General features: G+C 64.4%; 19 protein-coding genes. 9 read left to right on the top strand and 10 right to left on the bottom strand.

The annotated features are described in order from the left end of the window. Positions 1 to 20: 20 nt before the first annotated feature. On the top strand, positions 21 to 731 hold the full coding sequence (locus tag P8Q88_RS11250) for a hypothetical protein (RefSeq protein WP_278323925.1): 711 nt from the start codon (positions 21 to 23) through the stop codon (positions 729 to 731). A 30-nt stretch (positions 732 to 761) separates the two neighbouring features. Here the strand turns inward: P8Q88_RS11250 and astD are convergent, their stop codons facing one another. Together astD and P8Q88_RS11240 are read right to left on the bottom strand one after the other, a co-directional pair. Then, positions 762 to 2,174: a succinylglutamate-semialdehyde dehydrogenase gene (gene astD / locus P8Q88_RS11245; protein ID WP_278323924.1), complete on the bottom strand. Its 1,413-nt coding sequence runs from the start codon at positions 2,172 to 2,174 to the stop codon at positions 762 to 764. A gap of 63 nt (positions 2,175 to 2,237) precedes the next feature. Beyond that, on the bottom strand, positions 2,238 to 3,650 hold the full coding sequence (locus tag P8Q88_RS11240) for a protein adenylyltransferase SelO family protein (RefSeq protein ID WP_278324483.1): 1,413 nt from the start codon (positions 3,648 to 3,650) through the stop codon (positions 2,238 to 2,240). 77 nt (positions 3,651 to 3,727) lie between these two features. Here P8Q88_RS11240 and P8Q88_RS11235 point away from each other — a divergent pair, with 77 nt between their 5' ends. The 5 genes from P8Q88_RS11235 (at position 3,728) to P8Q88_RS11215 (ending at position 9,472) form a co-directional block, all read left to right on the top strand. Further along, the gene (locus tag P8Q88_RS11235; protein WP_278323923.1) at positions 3,728 to 4,594 is read left to right on the top strand and encodes an alpha/beta fold hydrolase; all 867 of its coding nucleotides are present in this window, start codon (positions 3,728 to 3,730) and stop codon (positions 4,592 to 4,594) included. Beyond that, complete coding sequence (locus P8Q88_RS11230; protein ID WP_278323922.1) at positions 4,591 to 5,733, top strand: glycosyltransferase family 4 protein; 1,143 nt, start codon at positions 4,591 to 4,593, stop codon at positions 5,731 to 5,733. The genes P8Q88_RS11235 and P8Q88_RS11230 overlap by 4 nt, the downstream gene beginning before the upstream one ends. Positions 5,734 to 5,866: 133 nt before the next feature. After that, on the top strand, positions 5,867 to 6,664 hold the full coding sequence (locus P8Q88_RS11225; RefSeq protein WP_278323921.1) for a tetratricopeptide repeat protein: 798 nt from the start codon (positions 5,867 to 5,869) through the stop codon (positions 6,662 to 6,664). 35 nt (positions 6,665 to 6,699) lie between these two features. Next, positions 6,700 to 8,058: an outer membrane protein assembly factor BamB family protein gene (locus tag P8Q88_RS11220; RefSeq protein ID WP_278323920.1), complete on the top strand. Its 1,359-nt coding sequence runs from the start codon at positions 6,700 to 6,702 to the stop codon at positions 8,056 to 8,058. A 55-nt stretch (positions 8,059 to 8,113) separates the two neighbouring features. Then, positions 8,114 to 9,472 (top strand): methyltransferase family protein, encoded by a 1,359-nt coding sequence (locus P8Q88_RS11215; protein WP_278323919.1) that lies wholly within the window; start codon positions 8,114 to 8,116, stop codon positions 9,470 to 9,472. On the opposite strand, the gene P8Q88_RS11210 is transcribed toward P8Q88_RS11215, so the two are convergent. Genes P8Q88_RS11210 through P8Q88_RS11200 form a run of 3 tightly spaced genes read right to left on the bottom strand, consistent with a single transcriptional unit; the run spans position 9,473 to position 11,961 of the window. Beyond that, complete coding sequence (locus tag P8Q88_RS11210) at positions 9,473 to 9,775, bottom strand: putative quinol monooxygenase (protein ID WP_278323918.1); 303 nt, start codon at positions 9,773 to 9,775, stop codon at positions 9,473 to 9,475. A gap of 17 nt (positions 9,776 to 9,792) precedes the next feature. Next, positions 9,793 to 11,163 (bottom strand): glutamate--cysteine ligase, encoded by a 1,371-nt coding sequence (locus P8Q88_RS11205; protein ID WP_278323917.1) that lies wholly within the window; start codon positions 11,161 to 11,163, stop codon positions 9,793 to 9,795. Between the two features lie 42 nt (positions 11,164 to 11,205). Next, on the bottom strand, positions 11,206 to 11,961 hold the full coding sequence (locus tag P8Q88_RS11200) for a 16S rRNA (uracil(1498)-N(3))-methyltransferase (RefSeq protein WP_278323916.1): 756 nt from the start codon (positions 11,959 to 11,961) through the stop codon (positions 11,206 to 11,208). A gap of 39 nt (positions 11,962 to 12,000) precedes the next feature. On the opposite strand from P8Q88_RS11200, the gene ubiA reads away from it, so the two are divergent. Further along, the gene (gene ubiA / locus P8Q88_RS11195; RefSeq protein ID WP_278323915.1) at positions 12,001 to 12,915 is read left to right on the top strand and encodes a 4-hydroxybenzoate octaprenyltransferase; all 915 of its coding nucleotides are present in this window, start codon (positions 12,001 to 12,003) and stop codon (positions 12,913 to 12,915) included. Positions 12,916 to 12,922: 7 nt separating this feature from the next. On the opposite strand, the gene P8Q88_RS11190 is transcribed toward ubiA, so the two are convergent. After that, a complete protein-coding gene (locus tag P8Q88_RS11190) occupies positions 12,923 to 13,189 on the bottom strand; it encodes a Txe/YoeB family addiction module toxin (protein ID WP_278323913.1) in 267 nt (88 codons plus the stop codon). Then, complete coding sequence (locus P8Q88_RS11185; protein WP_278323912.1) at positions 13,186 to 13,440, bottom strand: type II toxin-antitoxin system Phd/YefM family antitoxin; 255 nt, start codon at positions 13,438 to 13,440, stop codon at positions 13,186 to 13,188. Before P8Q88_RS11185 ends, P8Q88_RS11190 begins: the two co-directional genes overlap by 4 nt. 138 nt (positions 13,441 to 13,578) lie before the next feature. On the opposite strand from P8Q88_RS11185, the gene P8Q88_RS11180 reads away from it, so the two are divergent. Next, complete coding sequence (locus P8Q88_RS11180; RefSeq protein ID WP_278323911.1) at positions 13,579 to 13,905, top strand: ArsR/SmtB family transcription factor; 327 nt, start codon at positions 13,579 to 13,581, stop codon at positions 13,903 to 13,905. On the opposite strand, the gene P8Q88_RS11175 is transcribed toward P8Q88_RS11180, so the two are convergent. Both P8Q88_RS11175 and P8Q88_RS11170 read right to left on the bottom strand, forming a co-directional pair. Beyond that, a complete protein-coding gene (locus P8Q88_RS11175; protein ID WP_278323910.1) occupies positions 13,880 to 15,136 on the bottom strand; it encodes a Xaa-Pro dipeptidase in 1,257 nt (418 codons plus the stop codon). The genes P8Q88_RS11180 and P8Q88_RS11175 overlap by 26 nt on opposite strands. Before the next feature lie 149 nt (positions 15,137 to 15,285). Then, positions 15,286 to 15,660 carry a VOC family protein gene (locus tag P8Q88_RS11170; protein ID WP_278323909.1) on the bottom strand — a complete coding sequence of 125 codons (375 nt, stop codon included), beginning with the start codon at positions 15,658 to 15,660 and terminating at the stop codon, positions 15,286 to 15,288. 91 nt (positions 15,661 to 15,751) lie between these two features. Between P8Q88_RS11170 and soxR the strand changes: the two genes are divergently transcribed. After that, entirely contained in the window at positions 15,752 to 16,189 is a 438-nt protein-coding gene (gene soxR, locus P8Q88_RS11165) for a redox-sensitive transcriptional activator SoxR (RefSeq protein ID WP_278323908.1), read from the top strand. Here the strand turns inward: soxR and P8Q88_RS11160 are convergent. Beyond that, positions 16,186 to 16,725 (bottom strand): acyloxyacyl hydrolase, encoded by a 540-nt coding sequence (locus P8Q88_RS11160; protein WP_278323907.1) that lies wholly within the window; start codon positions 16,723 to 16,725, stop codon positions 16,186 to 16,188. The two genes, soxR and P8Q88_RS11160, sit on opposite strands and share 4 nt — an antisense overlap. Between the last annotated feature and the right edge of the window lie 33 nt (positions 16,726 to 16,758).

The raw sequence follows: 16,758 nt of genomic DNA, 5'->3' as shown, positions 1-16,758 counted from the left end.
CAATTTGCCGGAGAGTTTCGATGACCTTGCGTTTCCTGGCCACTATTGCGCCCTTGGCGGTGCTCGCTGCGTGTGGTTCCGGGCCCGATGGGGGGCAGGATGGCGACACCGTCGATCCGGCGAGCGAACAGGCGTTGAATGACGGGCTGGCGACCGATCCCGATCTGTCCGGGCAGAACGAGGCGGGGGCCGCATTGTCCGGCACCGGCAGCGCCGCAATCCCGCAGATCGACAAGAGCGAGGAGGCCATTGCCGCCGCGCGCGACCGCGCTTCGCAAATGGTCGGCGGGGCCGCGAACCTCAAGCCTGCGCCTGCAGCGAAACAGCTCGCGGCTGACGCGCCCGACACAGCCGCCATGGTCGCCGCGGCCCGCGCTGCGGTGCAGCCCGGCGGGACCAATTGCGCGCAGAGCGCGGAATACGGCTCTGCCTGGGCGGCGAAACTCCCCACGGCATTCCCGGTCTATCCGCGCGGCAATACGCAGGAGGCGGCAGGCACGGACGAGGGCGAATGCGCGCTCAGGGTCGTGTCTTTCTACACGCCGGTAGCGCTGAACGACGTCTTCGCTTTCTACAGCACCCGCGCGCGCGAAGCAGGCTTCAACGTCGAGCACACGAGCAAGGGTGGCGACAACATCCTGAGCGGCACGAAGGGCCAGTCGGCCTATGTGATCTACGGCCGCAGGCTCGATCAGGGCGTGACCCAGATCGACCTTGTCACCAGCAACTAGGCCAGAAAATCTCCCTGCCGCCGGGTGGGATCAGGATTTGAGGCCGATTCCGATACTGGCACGTGGCTGTTCCATCTCGGTGCTTGCAACCGGATAGGCGCAGTAATCGGCTGCGTAGAAGGCTGCCGGACGGTGGTTGCCCGACAGGCCGATCCCGCCGAAGGGCGCGGCGGACGACGCCCCGTTGGTCGGGCGGTTCCAGTTGACGATACCGGCGCGGATCTCGGTCCAGAAATGCTCGAAATCTTCGGGGCTCCCGCCGATCAGCGAAGCGGACAGGCCATAGCGCGTGTCGTTCGCCTCGGCGATCGCCGCATCCAGATCGGTGACGCGGATGACCTGCAGCAGCGGACCGAAGAGCTCGATGTCCGGGCGCTCCTTGATATCGGTGGCATCGAGGATGGCGGGCGACAGGAACGGCAGATTCTCGTCGCGCCGCTTCATGTGCACGATCGGCTTGCCGCCCCGGCCCATCAGCGCAACAAAGCTTTCCGACAGTAGATCGGCACTCTGGTTGTCGATGACGCAGCCCATGAAGGGCCGCGGGTCGGCGAAGGGTTCGTCGACGATCAGTCGCTCGGCCAGCTTCTTCACTTCGGCCACGATCTTGTCGAACATCGAATCCACCACGATCAGCCGCCGCGCCGCTGTGCAACGCTGGCCAGCAGTGGTGAAGGCCGACTGGATGATGGTAGCCGCGGCATCCGCGACGATGGGCGTGTCGGTCACCACGATCGGATTATTGCCGCCCATCTCGAGCGCGATGATCTTGCCCGGGTTGGTCGCCAGCTTGCGATTGATCGCGATGCCTGCGCGCGCCGAACCGGTGAAAAGCACGCCATCGACGTCGGCATGACCGACCAGCGTCTTGCCGACATCGGGGCCGCCATGAATGCACTGCACCACGCCTTCGGAAATGCCCGCTTCATGGAAGCAGCGCGTCAGAAATTCGCCGACCGCGGGGGTCTTCTCGCTCGGCTTGAAGATGATCGCATTGCCTGCGATCAGCGCCGGGACGATGTGCCCATTGGGCAGGTGAGCGGGAAAGTTGTAGGGTCCCAGCACCAGCATCAGCCCGTGCGGCTTGTGGCGCAGGGCGGCCGTCCCCTGGAGGGCGCTGTTCAGCTTTTTCATGCCGGTGCGTTCGGCATAGGCGGTTATCGAAATCTCGACCTTGCCGATCACGGCTTCCACCTCGGTGCGCGCTTCCCACAGCGGCTTGCCGGTTTCCCGCGCGATCAGTTCGGCAAAGGGTTCGGCATGCTTGCGCACAGTATTGGCGAAGCGGCGGACGAGTTCGATCCGCTGGGCTAGCGGCAGCCGCGCCCAATCGCGCATGGCGTCCCGGCCGCGCGCTACGGCCTGTTCGGGATCGCCAGCGGTCCCGCGCCAGATTTCGGCACCGGTGGCGGGTTCGGTGGATACCAGTTCACTGCTCGACACGTTACGCTTTCCCGCGACCTTCGGTTATCATGCTGGGGCCTATGTGCTACCCTTGGGTGAGGGTCAAACGCCAATTGTTCCGGCGTGGCCGGCGGGCGGGGGCGGTGAGCCGTGCGCCGCGCCCATCACGCGCAGGGCGGCAATCTTCTCGTGCAAGGGTGACCAGTCATCGTCGCGGTCGATCGCTGCCCACACAGCCTCGACTTCCTCGATCAGCATGCCCTGTGGCCCATCGCCCGACCAGTAGGGATGACTACTTGCGACACTTTCATAGCCTTTGAGCGCTTCGGCCAATGCACCGTCGGTCGCGCGGCCACCTCGATGACGGAAAAAGAACGCGTCGGGGGCCATGCCGCTATCGCGCAAATGGGCTTCGCATGCCGCGACCAGCGCGGCATCGGCCTCGGTGCCACGACTGGCAACCCCAAGGCGCCAGCACCACCGTTGGCCGACGGCCTCCATATAAAGCGGTCCAAATCGCTCCATCGCGGCAATCAGCGGCGGCGCATCAGCCAGCAGTCGCAAGGCAATCGCGAATTGCCCGCAGTTCCAGTGCAACGCCTCTGGCTGGCGGCCGAAGGCGTAAAGGCCCTGATGGTCGAAATAGGCTGCGGTGAACTCCGGGTCCCAGCGCGGCAGGAATCGCCATGGCCCATAATCGAAGCTTTCGCCGGTGATGTTCATGTTGTCGGTATTGAGCACACCATGGACAAAACCCGCCACCATCCAGCTCGCGGCAAGATCGGCCAGCCGCTCGACCACGAGATGCATGAGCCGCACGGCGGGCTCCTCCCTGCCAGGCGCGTCTCCCGGCGGCAGGGGACCTGGGAACTGCGTCAGGCAATAATCGACCAACTCTTCCATGTGGTCACGTTGTTCGAGGGCGAGCAGACGCTGGAAAGTGCCGATGCGAATATGCCCGTGGCTCAACCGCGTCAGCACGGCCGAGCGCGTCGGCGAGGGTTCGTCATTGCGCTGCAATTCCTCGCCCGTCTCGATGACGCTGAAGGTTTTCGACGTATAGACGCCAAGCGCTTCGAGCATTTCGGTGGCGAGGATTTCGCGCACCGCTCCCTTCAAGGTCAACCGGCCGTCGCCGAACCTGCTCCACGGCGTCGGGCCAGAACCCTTGGTTCCGAGATCGAGGAGGCGTCCCTCGGCATCGCGCATCTGGGCAAACAGGAAGCCGCGACCGTCACCGATCTCAGGATTGTAAACGCGGAACTGGTGCCCGTGATACCGAAGTGCGAGCGGCTGCCGGAGATTGTCGGGCAACGGGGCGAACCGTCCGAAGTGCTTTATCCATTCCTCGTCCGGAAGGTTGTCCAGTCCGATGGGCGCCGCATGGCGGTCGTTGCGGAAGCGTAGCCGGACCTGCGGAAAATCGGCCGCCACGACCGGATCTCCCAGCCACTCGGCCAGCTGCATGATCGGCATATCGGGAGAGTAGCTCGCGGCTTGCGGTTCATCGCGCATGTCGCGATAGTGGAGCGCGAAGCTGCCCGGCACAAGGGCGGCACATTTTTCTTGCGACGGGACAGACGCCGCCAATCATGGACACTTCCTTTTCGGACCGCAGCTGGCAAAGCGCTGACGGCCTCACCCTTCATTTTCGCGACTACGGCAAGGCGAGCGCCCGGCCCCCGATTATCTGCCTGCATGGCCTGACGCGCAATGCTCGCGATTTCGAAAATCTCGCCACGCACCTCGTGGCGCAAGGCTGGCGAGTCATCGTGCCCGACATGCGCGGGCGGGGCGACAGCGAATATGCCAGCGATAGCGCAACTTATGCGCTGCCGGTGTATGTCGGTGATGTGTTGGCGCTCCTCCAGCAGGAAGCGATCGAGCGCTTTGTGTCCATCGGTACGTCGATGGGCGGGCTGATGACCATGATCCTTGCCACGATGCAGCCCGAGCGGCTGGCAGGCGTAGTACTAAATGATATCGGACCGGCGCTTGAAATGGCCGGGCTGGAGGCGATCAAGGGCTATGTCGGGCAAGGGCGAAGCTTTGCTACCTGGATGCACGCCGCACGGGCGCTGGAAGAAGTACACGCCGAGAACTTTCCCGGCTTCGACGTCCACGACTGGTTGCGCATGGCGAAACGCGGAATGACCCTGGCGAGCAGCGGGCGCATTGTTTTCGATTACGACATGAAGATCGCCGACCCCATCCTCGCGGCGGATGAAGCGGCCGTGCCGCCCGATCTGTGGCCCGCGTTCGAAGCGCTTGGCGGTCGGCCGGTATTGCTCTTGCGCGGGGAAGTATCGCCCCTGCTATCGGAGGCAAGCTTTGCGCAGATGCAGCAGCGCATGCCCGAGGCGCGTGCGGTGACCGTTCCCCGGATCGGCCATGCGCCGACACTCGACGAGCCCCAGGCGCGGGCTGCGATCGATGAATTGCTGGAGCAAGTGCGTTGAGCGCTGCCAAGGGGGGGCGCCCGCATATCCTCCACCTGCATTCGACCTTCGCCGCCGGTGGCAAGGAACGGCGCAGCGTTCAGCTGATCAATGCCTTTGGCTCGAAAGCGGAACATACAATCGTTTCCGCAGAACCGGAGCGGCTGGATGCGGCCGAGGGGATCGCGAAAGGCATACGCGTGACGCTGCAGCCCGATTTTCCCAGTCTCAAGGGCGCGCCCCTGCCCGGACGTCTGCAGCGCATCGCCAAGGCGATGAGGCCCTACGACCTCGTGTTGACCTACAATTGGGGTGCGATGGACGCCGTGATGGCCCACACGCTGTTCAAGGACGTGCACAATCTGCCGCCGCTGGTCCATCATGAAGACGGTTTCGACGAGAGCGAGCTTAACCGGCTGAAGAAACGGCGCACGTGGTATCGGCGCGTAGCTCTCGGGAGAAGCGCGGGGCTGGTTGTCCCGTCCGAGCGGCTGGAGGAGATCGCGCTGGTCGATTGGCAGCAGCCGCTTGGCCGGGTGAAACGCATTCCCAACGGCATCGCCACCAAGGCTTTCGCAATGCGGCCCAAGCCCGATGCCCTGCGCATTATCAAGCGTCCCGGCGAATTGTGGGTCGGTACGCTGGCCGGACTGCGCACGATCAAGAACCTGCCACGGCTCGTGCGCGCCTTTGCGCCGCTGCCCGAAGAATGGCAGCTCGTGATCCTCGGCGAGGGGGAGGCGCGCGGCGAGATCCTGGCCGAGGTCGAGCGGCTGGGGCTGTACGATCGCGTGCACCTACCTGGCGCGGTTGCCGATCCCGCGCGGGCAATCGGCCTGTTCGACATCTTCGCGCTTTCCAGCGATTCCGAGCAATTCCCGCTCTCGGTGGTGGAAGCGATGGCCGCCGGCCTGCCGGTCGCTGCACCCGGCGTCGGCGACATCCGAACGATGGTGGCGGAAGAGAACGAGCCCTACATCACCTCGGCTGGCAGCGAGGGCGGCTTGCGCGATGCTTTGGCGGAACTGGCGGGATCGAAAGAGGTGCGCCGCGCGGTGGGCGAGGCCAATCGCGCAAAGGCGGTCGCCGAATTCGACGAGGCCAAGATGATTGCGACCTATCGCCGACTCTATTCGAGCGCGATGGGTCGCGAGCTGTGACGACAGATGCGCGCCGTTTAATCACCGGTTCACGCGGGCGGGGACAGGCTTTGCGGACCATTGCCCTCGCCCGACGCACTGCCTAAAGACCCGCCAGACAATTTTCGACCCATCATAGCGGAGCCCGCCACACGTGGCCCTCAAACCCAAGAACGACCTTAGTCGCGAAGAAAAACTGGCAAAGCGAGATGCCGCCGAACAGGACGCGCTGTTGCGCGAAGTCGACGATGCGGTACGCCAGGGCGATACCGAGGAATTTATGTCGAAATACGGCAAGCCCTTGCTCGCCGTACTGGTCCTCGGTCTCGTGGCTTTCGGCGGATACCTGTTCTGGGACAGCCGGCAGGAAGCCGCCATGGAACGCGACGGAGAAGCGCTGGTCGGCGCGCTCGACCAGGTCGAGGCGGGCAATCTGCAATCCGGCTATGACCAGCTGGAGGCTCTCGCCGCCGCAGACGGCGCGGCCGCTCCTGCGGCCGCAGCGATGATGCGCGCAGGGATTGCCGCAGAGCAGGGCCGCGACGAGGAGGCGGCAAGCCTTTTCGCGACGGTCGCTGCCAATGGCGATGCGCCAGCGGCGCTGCGCGACCTGGCGAAGGTGCGCGAAGTCGCGATCCGGTACGACAGCATGGCGAGCGACGAGATCATCGCGGCGCTGAAGCCACTGGCCGTGCCCGGAAGCGCCTATTTCGCCAGCGCGGGCGAACTCGTTGCCCATGCCTATCTCGACCAGGACAATCGGGCCGAGGCAGGTGCGCTATTCGCGCAGATCGCCAAGGATGAAAGCGCGCCCGAGGGCCTTCGCTCGCGCGCCCGCCAGATGGCCGGCGTGCTGGGCGTGGATGCCATCGTGGACGTCGATGCCCTGCTGCAAGAGCAGGGCGTAACCCGGCAGGTCGGCGAAGGTGACGCCGCCGGCGCCGCACAATAGATTTGGCCGCAACGGCCGGAACGGAAGAGCTGACTATGGATCGTAAGGCCGCATTGCCTTCAACCCGGATAACCCGCGGTGTTCTCGCCGCCATGCTGACCGCCAGCCTTGCCGCATGCAACGGCGGCCTTTTCGGCGGAGGCGACAAGAAGGAAACGCCGACCCTCGGCAACCGCACGCCGATCCTCTCCCAGATCGAAGACAATACGCAGGTCGATCCGGCGCTGGCGGGCGTGGCCGTGGTGCTGCCCCCGGCCGAGGTCAACGACAGCTGGGCGCAGGCGGGCGGCACGGCCAGCAAGTCCTACGGCCATCTCGCCCTCGCCAATGCGCCGACGCGAGCCTTCACCGCACAAGTGCAGGGCGGCTCCAATCGCGAGCGTCTCGGCGCGGCACCGGTGATCGGCGGCGGGCTGCTCTTCGCCGTGGGTGCCGACGGCGAGCTCAACGCCTTCGACGCACAGACCGGTGCGCGGCGCTGGGCCTACTCACCCAATCTTACCGGCGATACGCGCGCTTCGGCCTTCGGGGGCGGGGCGAGCTATGCCGACGGCAAGGTCTATTTCACCGACGGCGCCGGGGACGTGATCAAGCTCGACGCGCAGACCGGCGTGCTCGACTGGCAGGTGAAGCCGGCCGGCCCGCTGCGCGGTTCGCCCACCATCGCATTCGGCCTGCTGTTCGTGATGACGCAGGACAACCAGATCTACGCGCTCAACCTGTCCGATGGCGCAGTGCAATGGCAACAGGCCGCCTCGGCGACACAGGCTGGCGTTTTCGGCGTCGCTGCACCTGCAGCAGCGCAGGGCACCGTCATCGCCGGCTACAGTTCGGGCGAGCTGATTGCGCACCGCTACGAGAACGGGCGCACGCTGTGGGCCGATGCGCTCGCGCGCACGTCGATCTCGACCTCGGTCGGGTCCCTGACCGACATCGATGCCGATCCGATCATCGACAACGGCCGCGTTTACGCGCTGGGGCAGGGTGGCCGGATGGCGGCCTACGAACTCGTTACCGGTCAGCGTATCTGGGAACTCAGCGTTGCGGGCATTTCGACCCCGGCGGTGGCGGGCGAATGGATTTTCGCCCTGACCGACGATGCCCGCCTGCTGGCTATCGCGCGCAGCAGCGGCAAGGTTCGCTGGATCACCCAGCTAGCCCGCTATCGCGATCCCAAGGACAGGAAGGGCCCGATTTTCTGGACCGGTCCCGTGCTGGCCGGCAACAGCCTGTGGGTCGCCAGCAGCGAGGGCGAGGTCTATCGTGTGAGCACGGGCGAAGGGGCGGCCAGCCTGTTCTACGATCTGGACGAGCCGGTCAGCCAGGCGCCGGTCGTTGCGAACAACACGCTCTATATTCTCGACGATAGCGGGACGATCACCGCCTTCCGCTGATTTTGCGCTATGGTCGCCAGCCTGTTAACCCTTCTTCCCTAGGACGGGCCGGGACATGGTGACGCAAGGCACGACTTCTCGATACCCGCCGCGCAGCGATGTCTCGGCCATCGTGGGCCTGGTCGGTCTGGGTGGGCTGTTGGCCTGGGTGCTGTTTGCGCGCGCATATCCTGCGATAGCGACGAGCCTCGACCTGCCTGGCCCGCGCGAGGTGATGTCCGGGCCGCACGCAGCGCTGGTCGGCCTGCTGGCCGCTGCCCTGCCGATGGCGCTCTATTCGCTGGTCGTGGAAAAGGTCCACCGGCGTGCTTCTACCGGGTTGGACTGGACGCTTGGCCGCACGCGCGATCCCGATCGCGGCGATACGCTGGTCAAGCTGGCTGGCCTGTGGGCCACCTGGCTCATCATCGCGGGGCTCTATGCCATGTGCCGCTGGTACTGGGACGGCAATTACCTCTTCTCGATGCGGGTGCTCGGCTATGCGGCGATACCGCTGGTCCTCCTGTCGCTGCCTTACGTCTTCTGGATCGACCGCTACATGGTGAACCCGCGCGACCATGCGTGGCATTTCGGCGCGATGCTGCTTGGCCGGGAAGGCTGGGATGCGGCTGAGGTCAAGGCGCATTGGCGCAGCTGGATCATCAAAGCGTTTTTTACCGCCTTCATGATCTCGATCATCCCGTTCGCATTCCGCAATGTGGTGGAAGCGGACTTCGGGCTGCTGGCCCGCCGGCCTGAGCAACTGGCGCTGATCGTGATCGAGGCGATGTTCATGGTCGATGTGATGATCGGAACCGTCGGCTACATCGTCACGATGCGGCCGCTCGACGCGCATATACGCAGCGGCAATCCCTTCCTCGGCGGCTGGGTGGCGGCGCTCATCTGCTATCCGCCGATCGTCTGGGGAATTCTGGGTGACGGCAAGGCGATCAATTACGAACTGGGAACCCCCGGCTGGATCTACTGGCTGGAGGGCAACGACCTGGCCCTGGCAGCCTGGGGCGCCGTGCTGGTCCTGCTGACCGGTTTCTATGCCTGGGCAACCTTTGCCTTTGGTCTGCGCTTTTCGAACCTGACCTATCGGGGCGTGCTGACCAACGGTCCCTACCGCTTCACCCGCCATCCGGCCTATGTCGCGAAGAACCTGTTCTGGTGGTGTGCGGTCATGCCATTCCTCGTCACCGACGGTTCGCTGGTCGAGACGATCCGCAACTGCTTCTTCCTGCTGGTGGTCAACGCGATCTATTATTGGCGCGCCAAGACCGAGGAAGCGCATCTGCTGCGCGAGGACGCGAAATATCGCGAATATCATGCTTGGATGGCGCAGCACGGGCTGCTGACCGCGCCCTTGACTCGCCTTGGCAAGTTCTTCTGGCGATCGGGTGAGGCGAAAGCGCCGCAGCCGGCTGAGTAATCAACCGAGCGGCTGGCCCTCGTCGGTCTCGTACATGCGCAAGTCGCGCGATGCGGGCGGATTGGCAGCCATGATCTGCTGGAATTCAGCCATATGCGCCGATTTGCCGTGCGCCTCCAGCGCTTCCCGGTCGCGCCAGCGTTCGAACAGCACGAGCGTGTCCGGATCGGCAAGGTCGGTGGCAAAGGCATAGTCGAGGCAGCCGTCTTCGGCGCGGCTCGCACGGACCATTTCGACGATCGCCTTGCGCGTCGCAGCGTCGATCGTTCGGCCCAGCTTGATGGTGCCATTGATCTGGATCATCGCTCTCTTACCCCCTGTCAGAAACTGTATTTGTAGACGCGCGCGATATCGCCGCCCCATTCGCCATGATAACGGTCGAGGAGGACCTGCGCCGGGACCTTGCCGCTCGCCACGATCTCGTCGAGCGTCTCGAGAAACCCGGTTTCATTATCGCCCGAGGAATTGAGGCGACCGCGTGCGGCGAGCCCCGATCTGGCAACCGCCAGTACCTCCTTCGCCAGATCGCGCAGCGTACCGCCGCCCGGGATCGGCGCGCCGAACGCCTGTTTCGGCACCGCATTGCGCAGCGCCTCGCGCTCGTCCATCGTCCAGTGCTTAACCAGGTCCCACGCCGCATCGAGCGCGTTCTGGTCGTACAGCAGGCCGACCCAGAATGCCGGGAGCGCACAAATCCGGCTCCACGGCCCGCCATCGGCACCGCGCATCTCGAGGAAGCTCTTGAGGCGCACTTCGGGGAAGGCGGTGGAAAGGTGGTCCCACCAATCGCTTTCGGTGGGCTTTTCGCCGGGCAGGATCGACAGCTTGCCTTCGAGGAAATCGCGGAAACTCAAACCTGCCGCGTCGAGGTATTTGCCCTCGCGGAAGACGAAATACATCGGCACGTCGAGCATGTAGTCGACCCAGCGTTCGTATCCGAAGCCGTCCTCGAAGACGAAGGGCAGCATGCCGGTGCGGTGCGGGTCGGTATCGCTCCAGATGTGGGAGCGGTAAGACAGGTAACCGTTGGGTTGCCCTTCGGTGAAAGGCGAATTGGCAAACAGCGCGGTGGCGAGCGGCTGAAGCGCGAGGCCGGTGCGGAACTTCTGCACCATGTCCGCCTCGCTGGAATAGTCGAGATTCACCTGGATCGTGCAGGTGCGCAGCATCATGTCGAGGCCGAGACTGCCAACGCGCGGCATGTGCCGCATCATGATCTCGTAGCGACCCTTGGGCATGATCGGCAACTCGTCACGGGTCTTGTCGGGCCACATGCCGAGGCCGAGAAAGCCGACACCGCAATCCTCGCCAACGCGCTTGACCTGATCGAGATGGCGACCGGTTTCCGCGCAGGTCTGGTGCAGGTTTTCGAGCGGCGCGCCCGACAGTTCCAGCTGACCGGCGGGCTCGAGGCTGACCGTACCGTCCTCTCCGCGCATCGCGATGACCTTGCCGCCTTCTTCGACCGGTTCCCAGCCGAACTGCCGCAGGCTCATCAGAATGTCGCGGATGCCGCCGGGTTCGTCATAGGACGGGGCGCGGTGATCCTCGCGCCGGAAGACGAGCTTTTCGTGCTCGGTTCCGATCCGCCAGCGATCCTTGGGTTTTTCGCCGCGCTGCATCGGGGCGACCAGCTGGTCGCGGGATTCGATCACGGGATCGGCTTCGCCGGAGGTCTCGCGCGTGCTCATGATCGGTCGCGTTAGGCAAGCGATCCTTCCGAGGAAAGCGTTTTATTCGTCGCCCAGCCAGTCGCCCGCTTCGGCCATCCAGACGGCGGTTCCCGCGATAGCGGCGGTCTCGCCGCGCAAGATCCGTGGACCCAGGCTGATCGCGACAGAGGCGGGATGCGCGCGAATTGCGGCGCGCTCGGCATCGTCGAAGCCGCCTTCCGGCCCGATCAGCAGGCCTGCACCACCCTCGGCATAGCAAAAGGCATCGGCGGCCGGTTCGCCGCCCTCTTCATCGGCGAAGAACAGGTGCCGGTCCTGCGGCCAGTCGCGCAGGAACGCATCCAGCTTCGCGACCGGCGCAATTTCGGGAAGTGCCGTACGCGCGCATTGTTCGGCGGCTTCGGTCACGATCGTGTCGGCACGCTCGGGATTGAGCTTGTCGGCAACGCAGCGCCGCGTCAGGATCGGGGCGATCCGCGCAACGCCGAGCTCGGTCGCCTTTTCGAGCACGAGATCGAAGCGGTCCTTCTTCAGCAGGGCAGGGCATAGCCAGAAATCGGGCACTGGCTCGCGTGGGCGCAGATGTCGCTCGACGGTGAGGTCCACACGCCGTTTGTCGGATTGAGCGACCGTTGCGGCCCACTCGCCGGTGATGTCGTCGCACAGGATCACCGTATCGCCTTCGCTCACCCGCATGACACGGGCGAGATAATTCGCCTGATTGCCTTCGACGGCGATTGTGCGACCGGTGCCGAGTTCGTCTTCCACGAACAGGCGCGGCGCGCTCTTGGGCGGCCATGTTGGGGTAGCGGGCATGGCTTTGCAGGTGGCACGTCGGAGGGTAGGGAGCAAGCGATGAGCGAGACAGTCTCACCCGATGTCGTCCCGGACAGCGAGCATCACGGCCTCGTCGCGCGCTTGCCGCAGGTGCCGCGCGACCTCGCGCAATTGGCGCGCTTTGACCGGCCGATCGGCTGGTGGCTGCTGTTCTGGCCTTGTGTGTGGGGTGTCTGGCTGACGGGGGCGGGCTGGCAGCTCGCGCTGCTCGCTTGGCTGCTGCTCGGCAGCATCGCAATGCGCGGTGCTGGCTGTGTCTATAACGACATCGTCGACGCGGAACTCGACCGGAAGGTGGCGCGCACTGCCAGCCGTCCCGTCGCGAGTGGCCGTATCCCGAAAAAGCTCGCCTGGGGGTGGCTGCTCGTATTGTGCCTGATCGGGTTGCTCGTCCTCCTGCAGCTGCGGCCCCTCGCGCAAGGCGTCGCGTTGTCAAGCCTCGCGCTCGTTGCGGCCTATCCTTTCATGAAGCGCATCACCTGGTGGCCGCAGGCATGGCTCGGCATGGTGTTTACCTGGGGATTGCTGGTCGGCTGGACGCAACTGCGCGCCGACAATTGGGACATGCTGGCGGCGATGTATGCGGGCGCTGCACTGTGGGTGATCGGATACGACACGATCTACGCCCTGCAGGATCGCGAAGACGACGCGCTGGTCGGCATCCGCTCGTCCGCACTGCGACTGGGCGGCCATGTGAAGGGTGGTGTCGCACTGTTCTACACTGGCGCGGTGGCGCTGTGGGCGCTCGCCTTCTGGCTCTATCGCGCAGACTGGGTCGCCTTGCTTGGCCTGATCCCGGCGGCGGGCCATCTCGCATGGCAGGTCGCGACTCTCGATGCCGACGATCCGGCCAATCCGCTCGAACGCTTCCGCTCCAATCGCTGGGCCGGCGCGCTGGTGGCCGCCGCATGTTTCGTCGTTGGGAATGCTTAGGGCGATTTCAGTAATGCAGGCGGCATTGGGCTATCTCGAGCGCTTGCCCTTTGCCCTCGCCGACGACGCGATAGACAAGCCTGTCTTCAAGCGTGATGCGGCGGGACCACCATCCCTGCAGCGAGCCTTTGAGTGGTTCCGGCTTTCCCGTGCCCTCGAATGGCGTCCTCGTGCACTCTTTGATGAGCTTATTCAGGCGCTTCAGTGTTTTCCGGTCATGGACCTGCCAGTAGAGGTAGTCGTCCCAGGCGTGCGTCGACCAAACGAGCTTCATCCAGCTGAAAGATCCTGTTCGGTGCCTTTTCCGGCTTCGAGCTCGGCAATCGACTCTGAAAGTCGGGATGCGTTGCGGGAATTGGAAAGCAGATGCATCGTCTCTTCGATCGCGTTCCAGTCTTCCAGCGATAGCATGACGACGGATTCGGCTTTCTGCCGGGTCACGACGACATGCTTCTTGTCGCGCACGATGCGATCCATCAACGCCTTGAGGCCGGCGCGGGCATCCGAATAGGTCAACACTTCCATGGGCACGGTCCTAGCAAGAAAATTGTACAAATACCAGTACAATTTTCCTTAAGTGAAGTCGTCTCGCCGTGGACAAGTCTCGCTGCTCTAGGCGCGAAAACTTGAGCGACTCGGCGCAGGCGGATTAGCCTTCGCGGCATGACGGACACCTTCGTCGCCCTTTCCGACCCGACCCGCCGGCTCCTGCTGGACCGGCTGAGCGAGGAGGGCGGGCTTACGCTTTCCGATCTCAGCGCGGAACTTCCGATGACGCGGCAGGCGGTGGCCAAGCACCTCGCCGTGCTGGAAGCCGCCGAACTCGTCGCGAGCGAGCGGGACGGCCGGTGCAAGCGGCATTATCTCAACCCCATGCCGCTGGCGAAAATGGCCCGCCGCTGGCTTGGGCGGTTCGAAGACGTGCCGATGACCGCGCTCGCCGGATATCACGGCAGTGCGGCAGCTAGTCGACCAGCGCACCGCCCTTGATGACGGCATCGACGTCGGCCAGCTCGCCGACATCGGCCAACGGATCGCCCGACACTGCGACCATGTCGGCCCAGGCACCGGGCTTCACGACTCCGACCTCGCCTTCCTGACCGAGCGCGCGCGAGGCATTGAGTGTCGCCGCGCGGATTGCCTCGATCGGGCTCATCCCGTACTCGACCATCACGCGGAACTGCCCGCCGACGTCCTCGTGCGGCATCACGCCCGCATCGCTGCCGAAGACCATCTTCACGCCGGCCCGATGCGCGCGGCGGAAGGCATCGCGCTGGGCCTGGCTAACCTGCCGCTCCTTCTCGAGGTTCTCCTCCAGCACACCATTCGCCGCGCCCTGGCTCAGCGTGTATTCGGTGTTGAAGATATCCATCGAGAAGAAAGTCCCGCGCTCCTTGGCAAGGCGGATCGCCTCGTCATCGGCAAAGCTGGCATGTTCGATCGTGTCGAAGCCGGCGCGGATCGCCGCCTTGATGCCTGCCGCGCCGTGCGCATGGGCAGCGGCCTTGAGCCCCCAGAAATGCGCCTCGTCGGCAATGGCGGTCAATTCCTCCAGCGTGAGTTGCTGGATGCCCGGCGCGGTATTGCGGCTGAAGACGCCGCCGGTTGCGCAAGCCTTGATGACCTCCGCCCCGTATTTCCGCTGTTCGCGCACGCGCTTGCGCAATTCCTGCGGGCTGTCACCAACCGCAGGGCTCTTCGCCTCGAAACTCGGCGGCAGGAAGGTGCTGTCGCAATGCCCGCCTGTCGCGCCGAGCGAGTGATTGGCATTGACGATGCGGGGGCCGGTGATCCAGCCTGCTTCGATCGCCTGATCGATCCCGGCGACATTGTAGTCGTCGTCGCCGACATTGCGGACGGTCGTGAAGCCGGCTTTCAGCATGCGCTCCGCATTGGCGACACCGATCACGGTCCAGAACCGGTCGGTGAATTGCAGGCCGGAATAGCCGCCATACTCGGGTCGCCCGTCGAGGTGCACATGCATGTCGATGAGGCCCGGGAGCAGTGTGTGCCCCGCCAGATCGATGTGACGCGCACCTTCCGGCACGGTGCCGCCGGGATCGACCTGCGTAATCTTGCCGTCGACCACCACCACCACGGGTTGCTCGACATAGCGGCCGCTCTCGACATCGAGCAAGCGATCGGCGGTCACCGCCACGGTCTGCGCGGCAAGCGGGGCGGCGAGAGAAAGGGTGGCGGCGGCAAGAAGCAGTCGGTGCATGGTCGTCCCCTGATGGTCAGGCGGGACGATACACCACGCGCGGCGTTTGGGAATGCGAAGATTGCGCCTGCGTCGGTGCCTGCGCCTTTCCGCGCGGTGGTTGCTTTGAGGCAGGGCGACGTGCGAAGATTCCTTCGCGCAGGATGATCTCATTCATAGCTGACCACCTCGAATTCGATCCCGTCCCAGTCGAAGAAATAGAAGCTGCGCGGGCCGGGCTCGTATCTGCCGTGATTGAAAGTCTCGAGGCCGTGTTCGATCACGACGGCTTCGGCAGCGTCGAGATCGTCGACGGCGATGCCGATGTGATTCATCGGCACGCTCTTGGCGAAAACGCCAACGATCCGCGGGCTGGTGTGGATGGCGACATAGGCATGGTCGTCGCCGAGGTGGATCGAGCGTCCGTTGTCGAGCGACGGCCCTTCCCAACGGCGGTGCCAGCCGGTCAGCTGTTCCAGCAGCTTCGCACTGCGCTCCCCGTCAGTGACTGAGAAATTAACGTGTTCTAATCGTGCATTGGCCATGGATGTTCTCCTGTTCAAATGGCGATGCACATACTCATGCAACCTCAAGCTAAGTTGAGGTCAAGGTCCAAATGCGCTATCAGTCTGATCGATGAAAGCGAACGACCTGCTCACCATCGGCGATCTTGCCCGCCGCACCGGCCTCAGCGTGTCGGCCATCCGATTCTACGAAGACAAGGGATTGGTCGAGCCGATGCGCACTGGCGGCAACCAGCGCCGCTTCCTGCGCAGCGACATCCGGCGGTTGAGCTTCATCCTGATCGCGCAGAACCTCGGCCTGTCGCTGGCAGAGATCGAGGAGGCCATGAAGGGCCTCCCCCATGGCCGCACGCCGACCGCCGCGGATTGGAAGCGCATCAGCGTCACCATCCGCCAGCGCATCGATACGCAGATCGCGCAGCTGGACAAGGTACGCGAAGACCTCGACGGTTGTATCGGCTGTGGATGTTTGAGCCTGAAGAAGTGCGCGCTCTATAATGCGCAGGATAAATGGGGCGAAAGCGGGAAGGGGCCGCGGGTTCTCCGCTAGAACGCCAGATTAGCGCGCACACCGATCATATCGATGCCGGGGTTTTGCTCGGAATTGAACAGACGGGCATTGCTGATATGCACCCAATTGGCCTCAAGCGAAACCCGATCAGAAATCGGCACTCCGAGGGCAATTTCCGGTTCGAACAGCACGCGGCTGCCTAGGTCGGTGCGGATGCGGGTTGCGGGATCGACTCTGAACGCTGGGGCATCGTGCAGGGCGAGCCCGATGCCGGGGCGTAAATAGACGGGGCCAAAATCGACTTTCCAGCTGACCCCGGCCGCCACGAAGTTGGTGTCCCCCGCCGTGTTGACCGACCCGAAAGCGTAGAGCGAAGGCTTGCCGACGAAGGACAGCGCCTCGATCGGCTCGCTGCGAACGCCCGCCTGGAGGTCGAAGCCCTCTTCATTGGTTTCGAAGGTGAAGGGCGTATCGACCCCATGCGCCATAATGCCGCCATACACTTCACCCGCATGGGCAGAGGTCGCAGCAGCTGAGGCGAGGCATGCGCCCAGAATGGGTGAAAGGCGTTTCATTCGAAGGCTTTCGCTGGAGAGAAACCGCGATCT

This window comes from Qipengyuania marincola, assembly GCF_029688625.1.
In the GTDB taxonomy this organism is placed as follows: Bacteria; Pseudomonadota; Alphaproteobacteria; order Sphingomonadales; family Sphingomonadaceae; genus Qipengyuania.
Note: the sequence above shows the minus strand (reverse complement) of the source record. Positions and strands in the feature narration are given on the sequence as shown.

What these genes read in the sequence shown, in the direction of transcription:
- P8Q88_RS11205 (WP_278323917.1), bottom strand. Translation starts at nt 11,163, where the DNA reads ATGAGCACGCGCGAGACCTCCGGCGAAGCCGATCCCGTGATCGAATCC.
- P8Q88_RS11250 (WP_278323925.1), top strand. Translation starts at nt 21, where the DNA reads ATGACCTTGCGTTTCCTGGCCACTATTGCGCCCTTGGCGGTGCTCGCT.
- P8Q88_RS11175 (WP_278323910.1), bottom strand. Translation starts at nt 15,136, where the DNA reads ATGCACCGACTGCTTCTTGCCGCCGCCACCCTTTCTCTCGCCGCCCCG.
- P8Q88_RS11210 (WP_278323918.1), bottom strand. Translation starts at nt 9,775, where the DNA reads ATGATCCAGATCAATGGCACCATCAAGCTGGGCCGAACGATCGACGCT.
- P8Q88_RS11180 (WP_278323911.1), top strand. Translation starts at nt 13,579, where the DNA reads ATGACGGACACCTTCGTCGCCCTTTCCGACCCGACCCGCCGGCTCCTG.
- P8Q88_RS11215 (WP_278323919.1), top strand. Translation starts at nt 8,114, where the DNA reads ATGGTGACGCAAGGCACGACTTCTCGATACCCGCCGCGCAGCGATGTC.
- P8Q88_RS11235 (WP_278323923.1), top strand. Translation starts at nt 3,728, where the DNA reads ATGGACACTTCCTTTTCGGACCGCAGCTGGCAAAGCGCTGACGGCCTC.
- P8Q88_RS11160 (WP_278323907.1), bottom strand. Translation starts at nt 16,725, where the DNA reads ATGAAACGCCTTTCACCCATTCTGGGCGCATGCCTCGCCTCAGCTGCT.
- P8Q88_RS11190 (WP_278323913.1), bottom strand. Translation starts at nt 13,189, where the DNA reads ATGAAGCTCGTTTGGTCGACGCACGCCTGGGACGACTACCTCTACTGG.
- ubiA (WP_278323915.1), top strand. Translation starts at nt 12,001, where the DNA reads ATGAGCGAGACAGTCTCACCCGATGTCGTCCCGGACAGCGAGCATCAC.
- P8Q88_RS11185 (WP_278323912.1), bottom strand. Translation starts at nt 13,440, where the DNA reads ATGGAAGTGTTGACCTATTCGGATGCCCGCGCCGGCCTCAAGGCGTTG.
- P8Q88_RS11220 (WP_278323920.1), top strand. Translation starts at nt 6,700, where the DNA reads ATGGATCGTAAGGCCGCATTGCCTTCAACCCGGATAACCCGCGGTGTT.
- P8Q88_RS11170 (WP_278323909.1), bottom strand. Translation starts at nt 15,660, where the DNA reads ATGGCCAATGCACGATTAGAACACGTTAATTTCTCAGTCACTGACGGG.
- P8Q88_RS11200 (WP_278323916.1), bottom strand. Translation starts at nt 11,961, where the DNA reads ATGCCCGCTACCCCAACATGGCCGCCCAAGAGCGCGCCGCGCCTGTTC.
- P8Q88_RS11240 (WP_278324483.1), bottom strand. Translation starts at nt 3,650, where the DNA reads ATGCGCGATGAACCGCAAGCCGCGAGCTACTCTCCCGATATGCCGATC.
- soxR (WP_278323908.1), top strand. Translation starts at nt 15,752, where the DNA reads ATGAAAGCGAACGACCTGCTCACCATCGGCGATCTTGCCCGCCGCACC.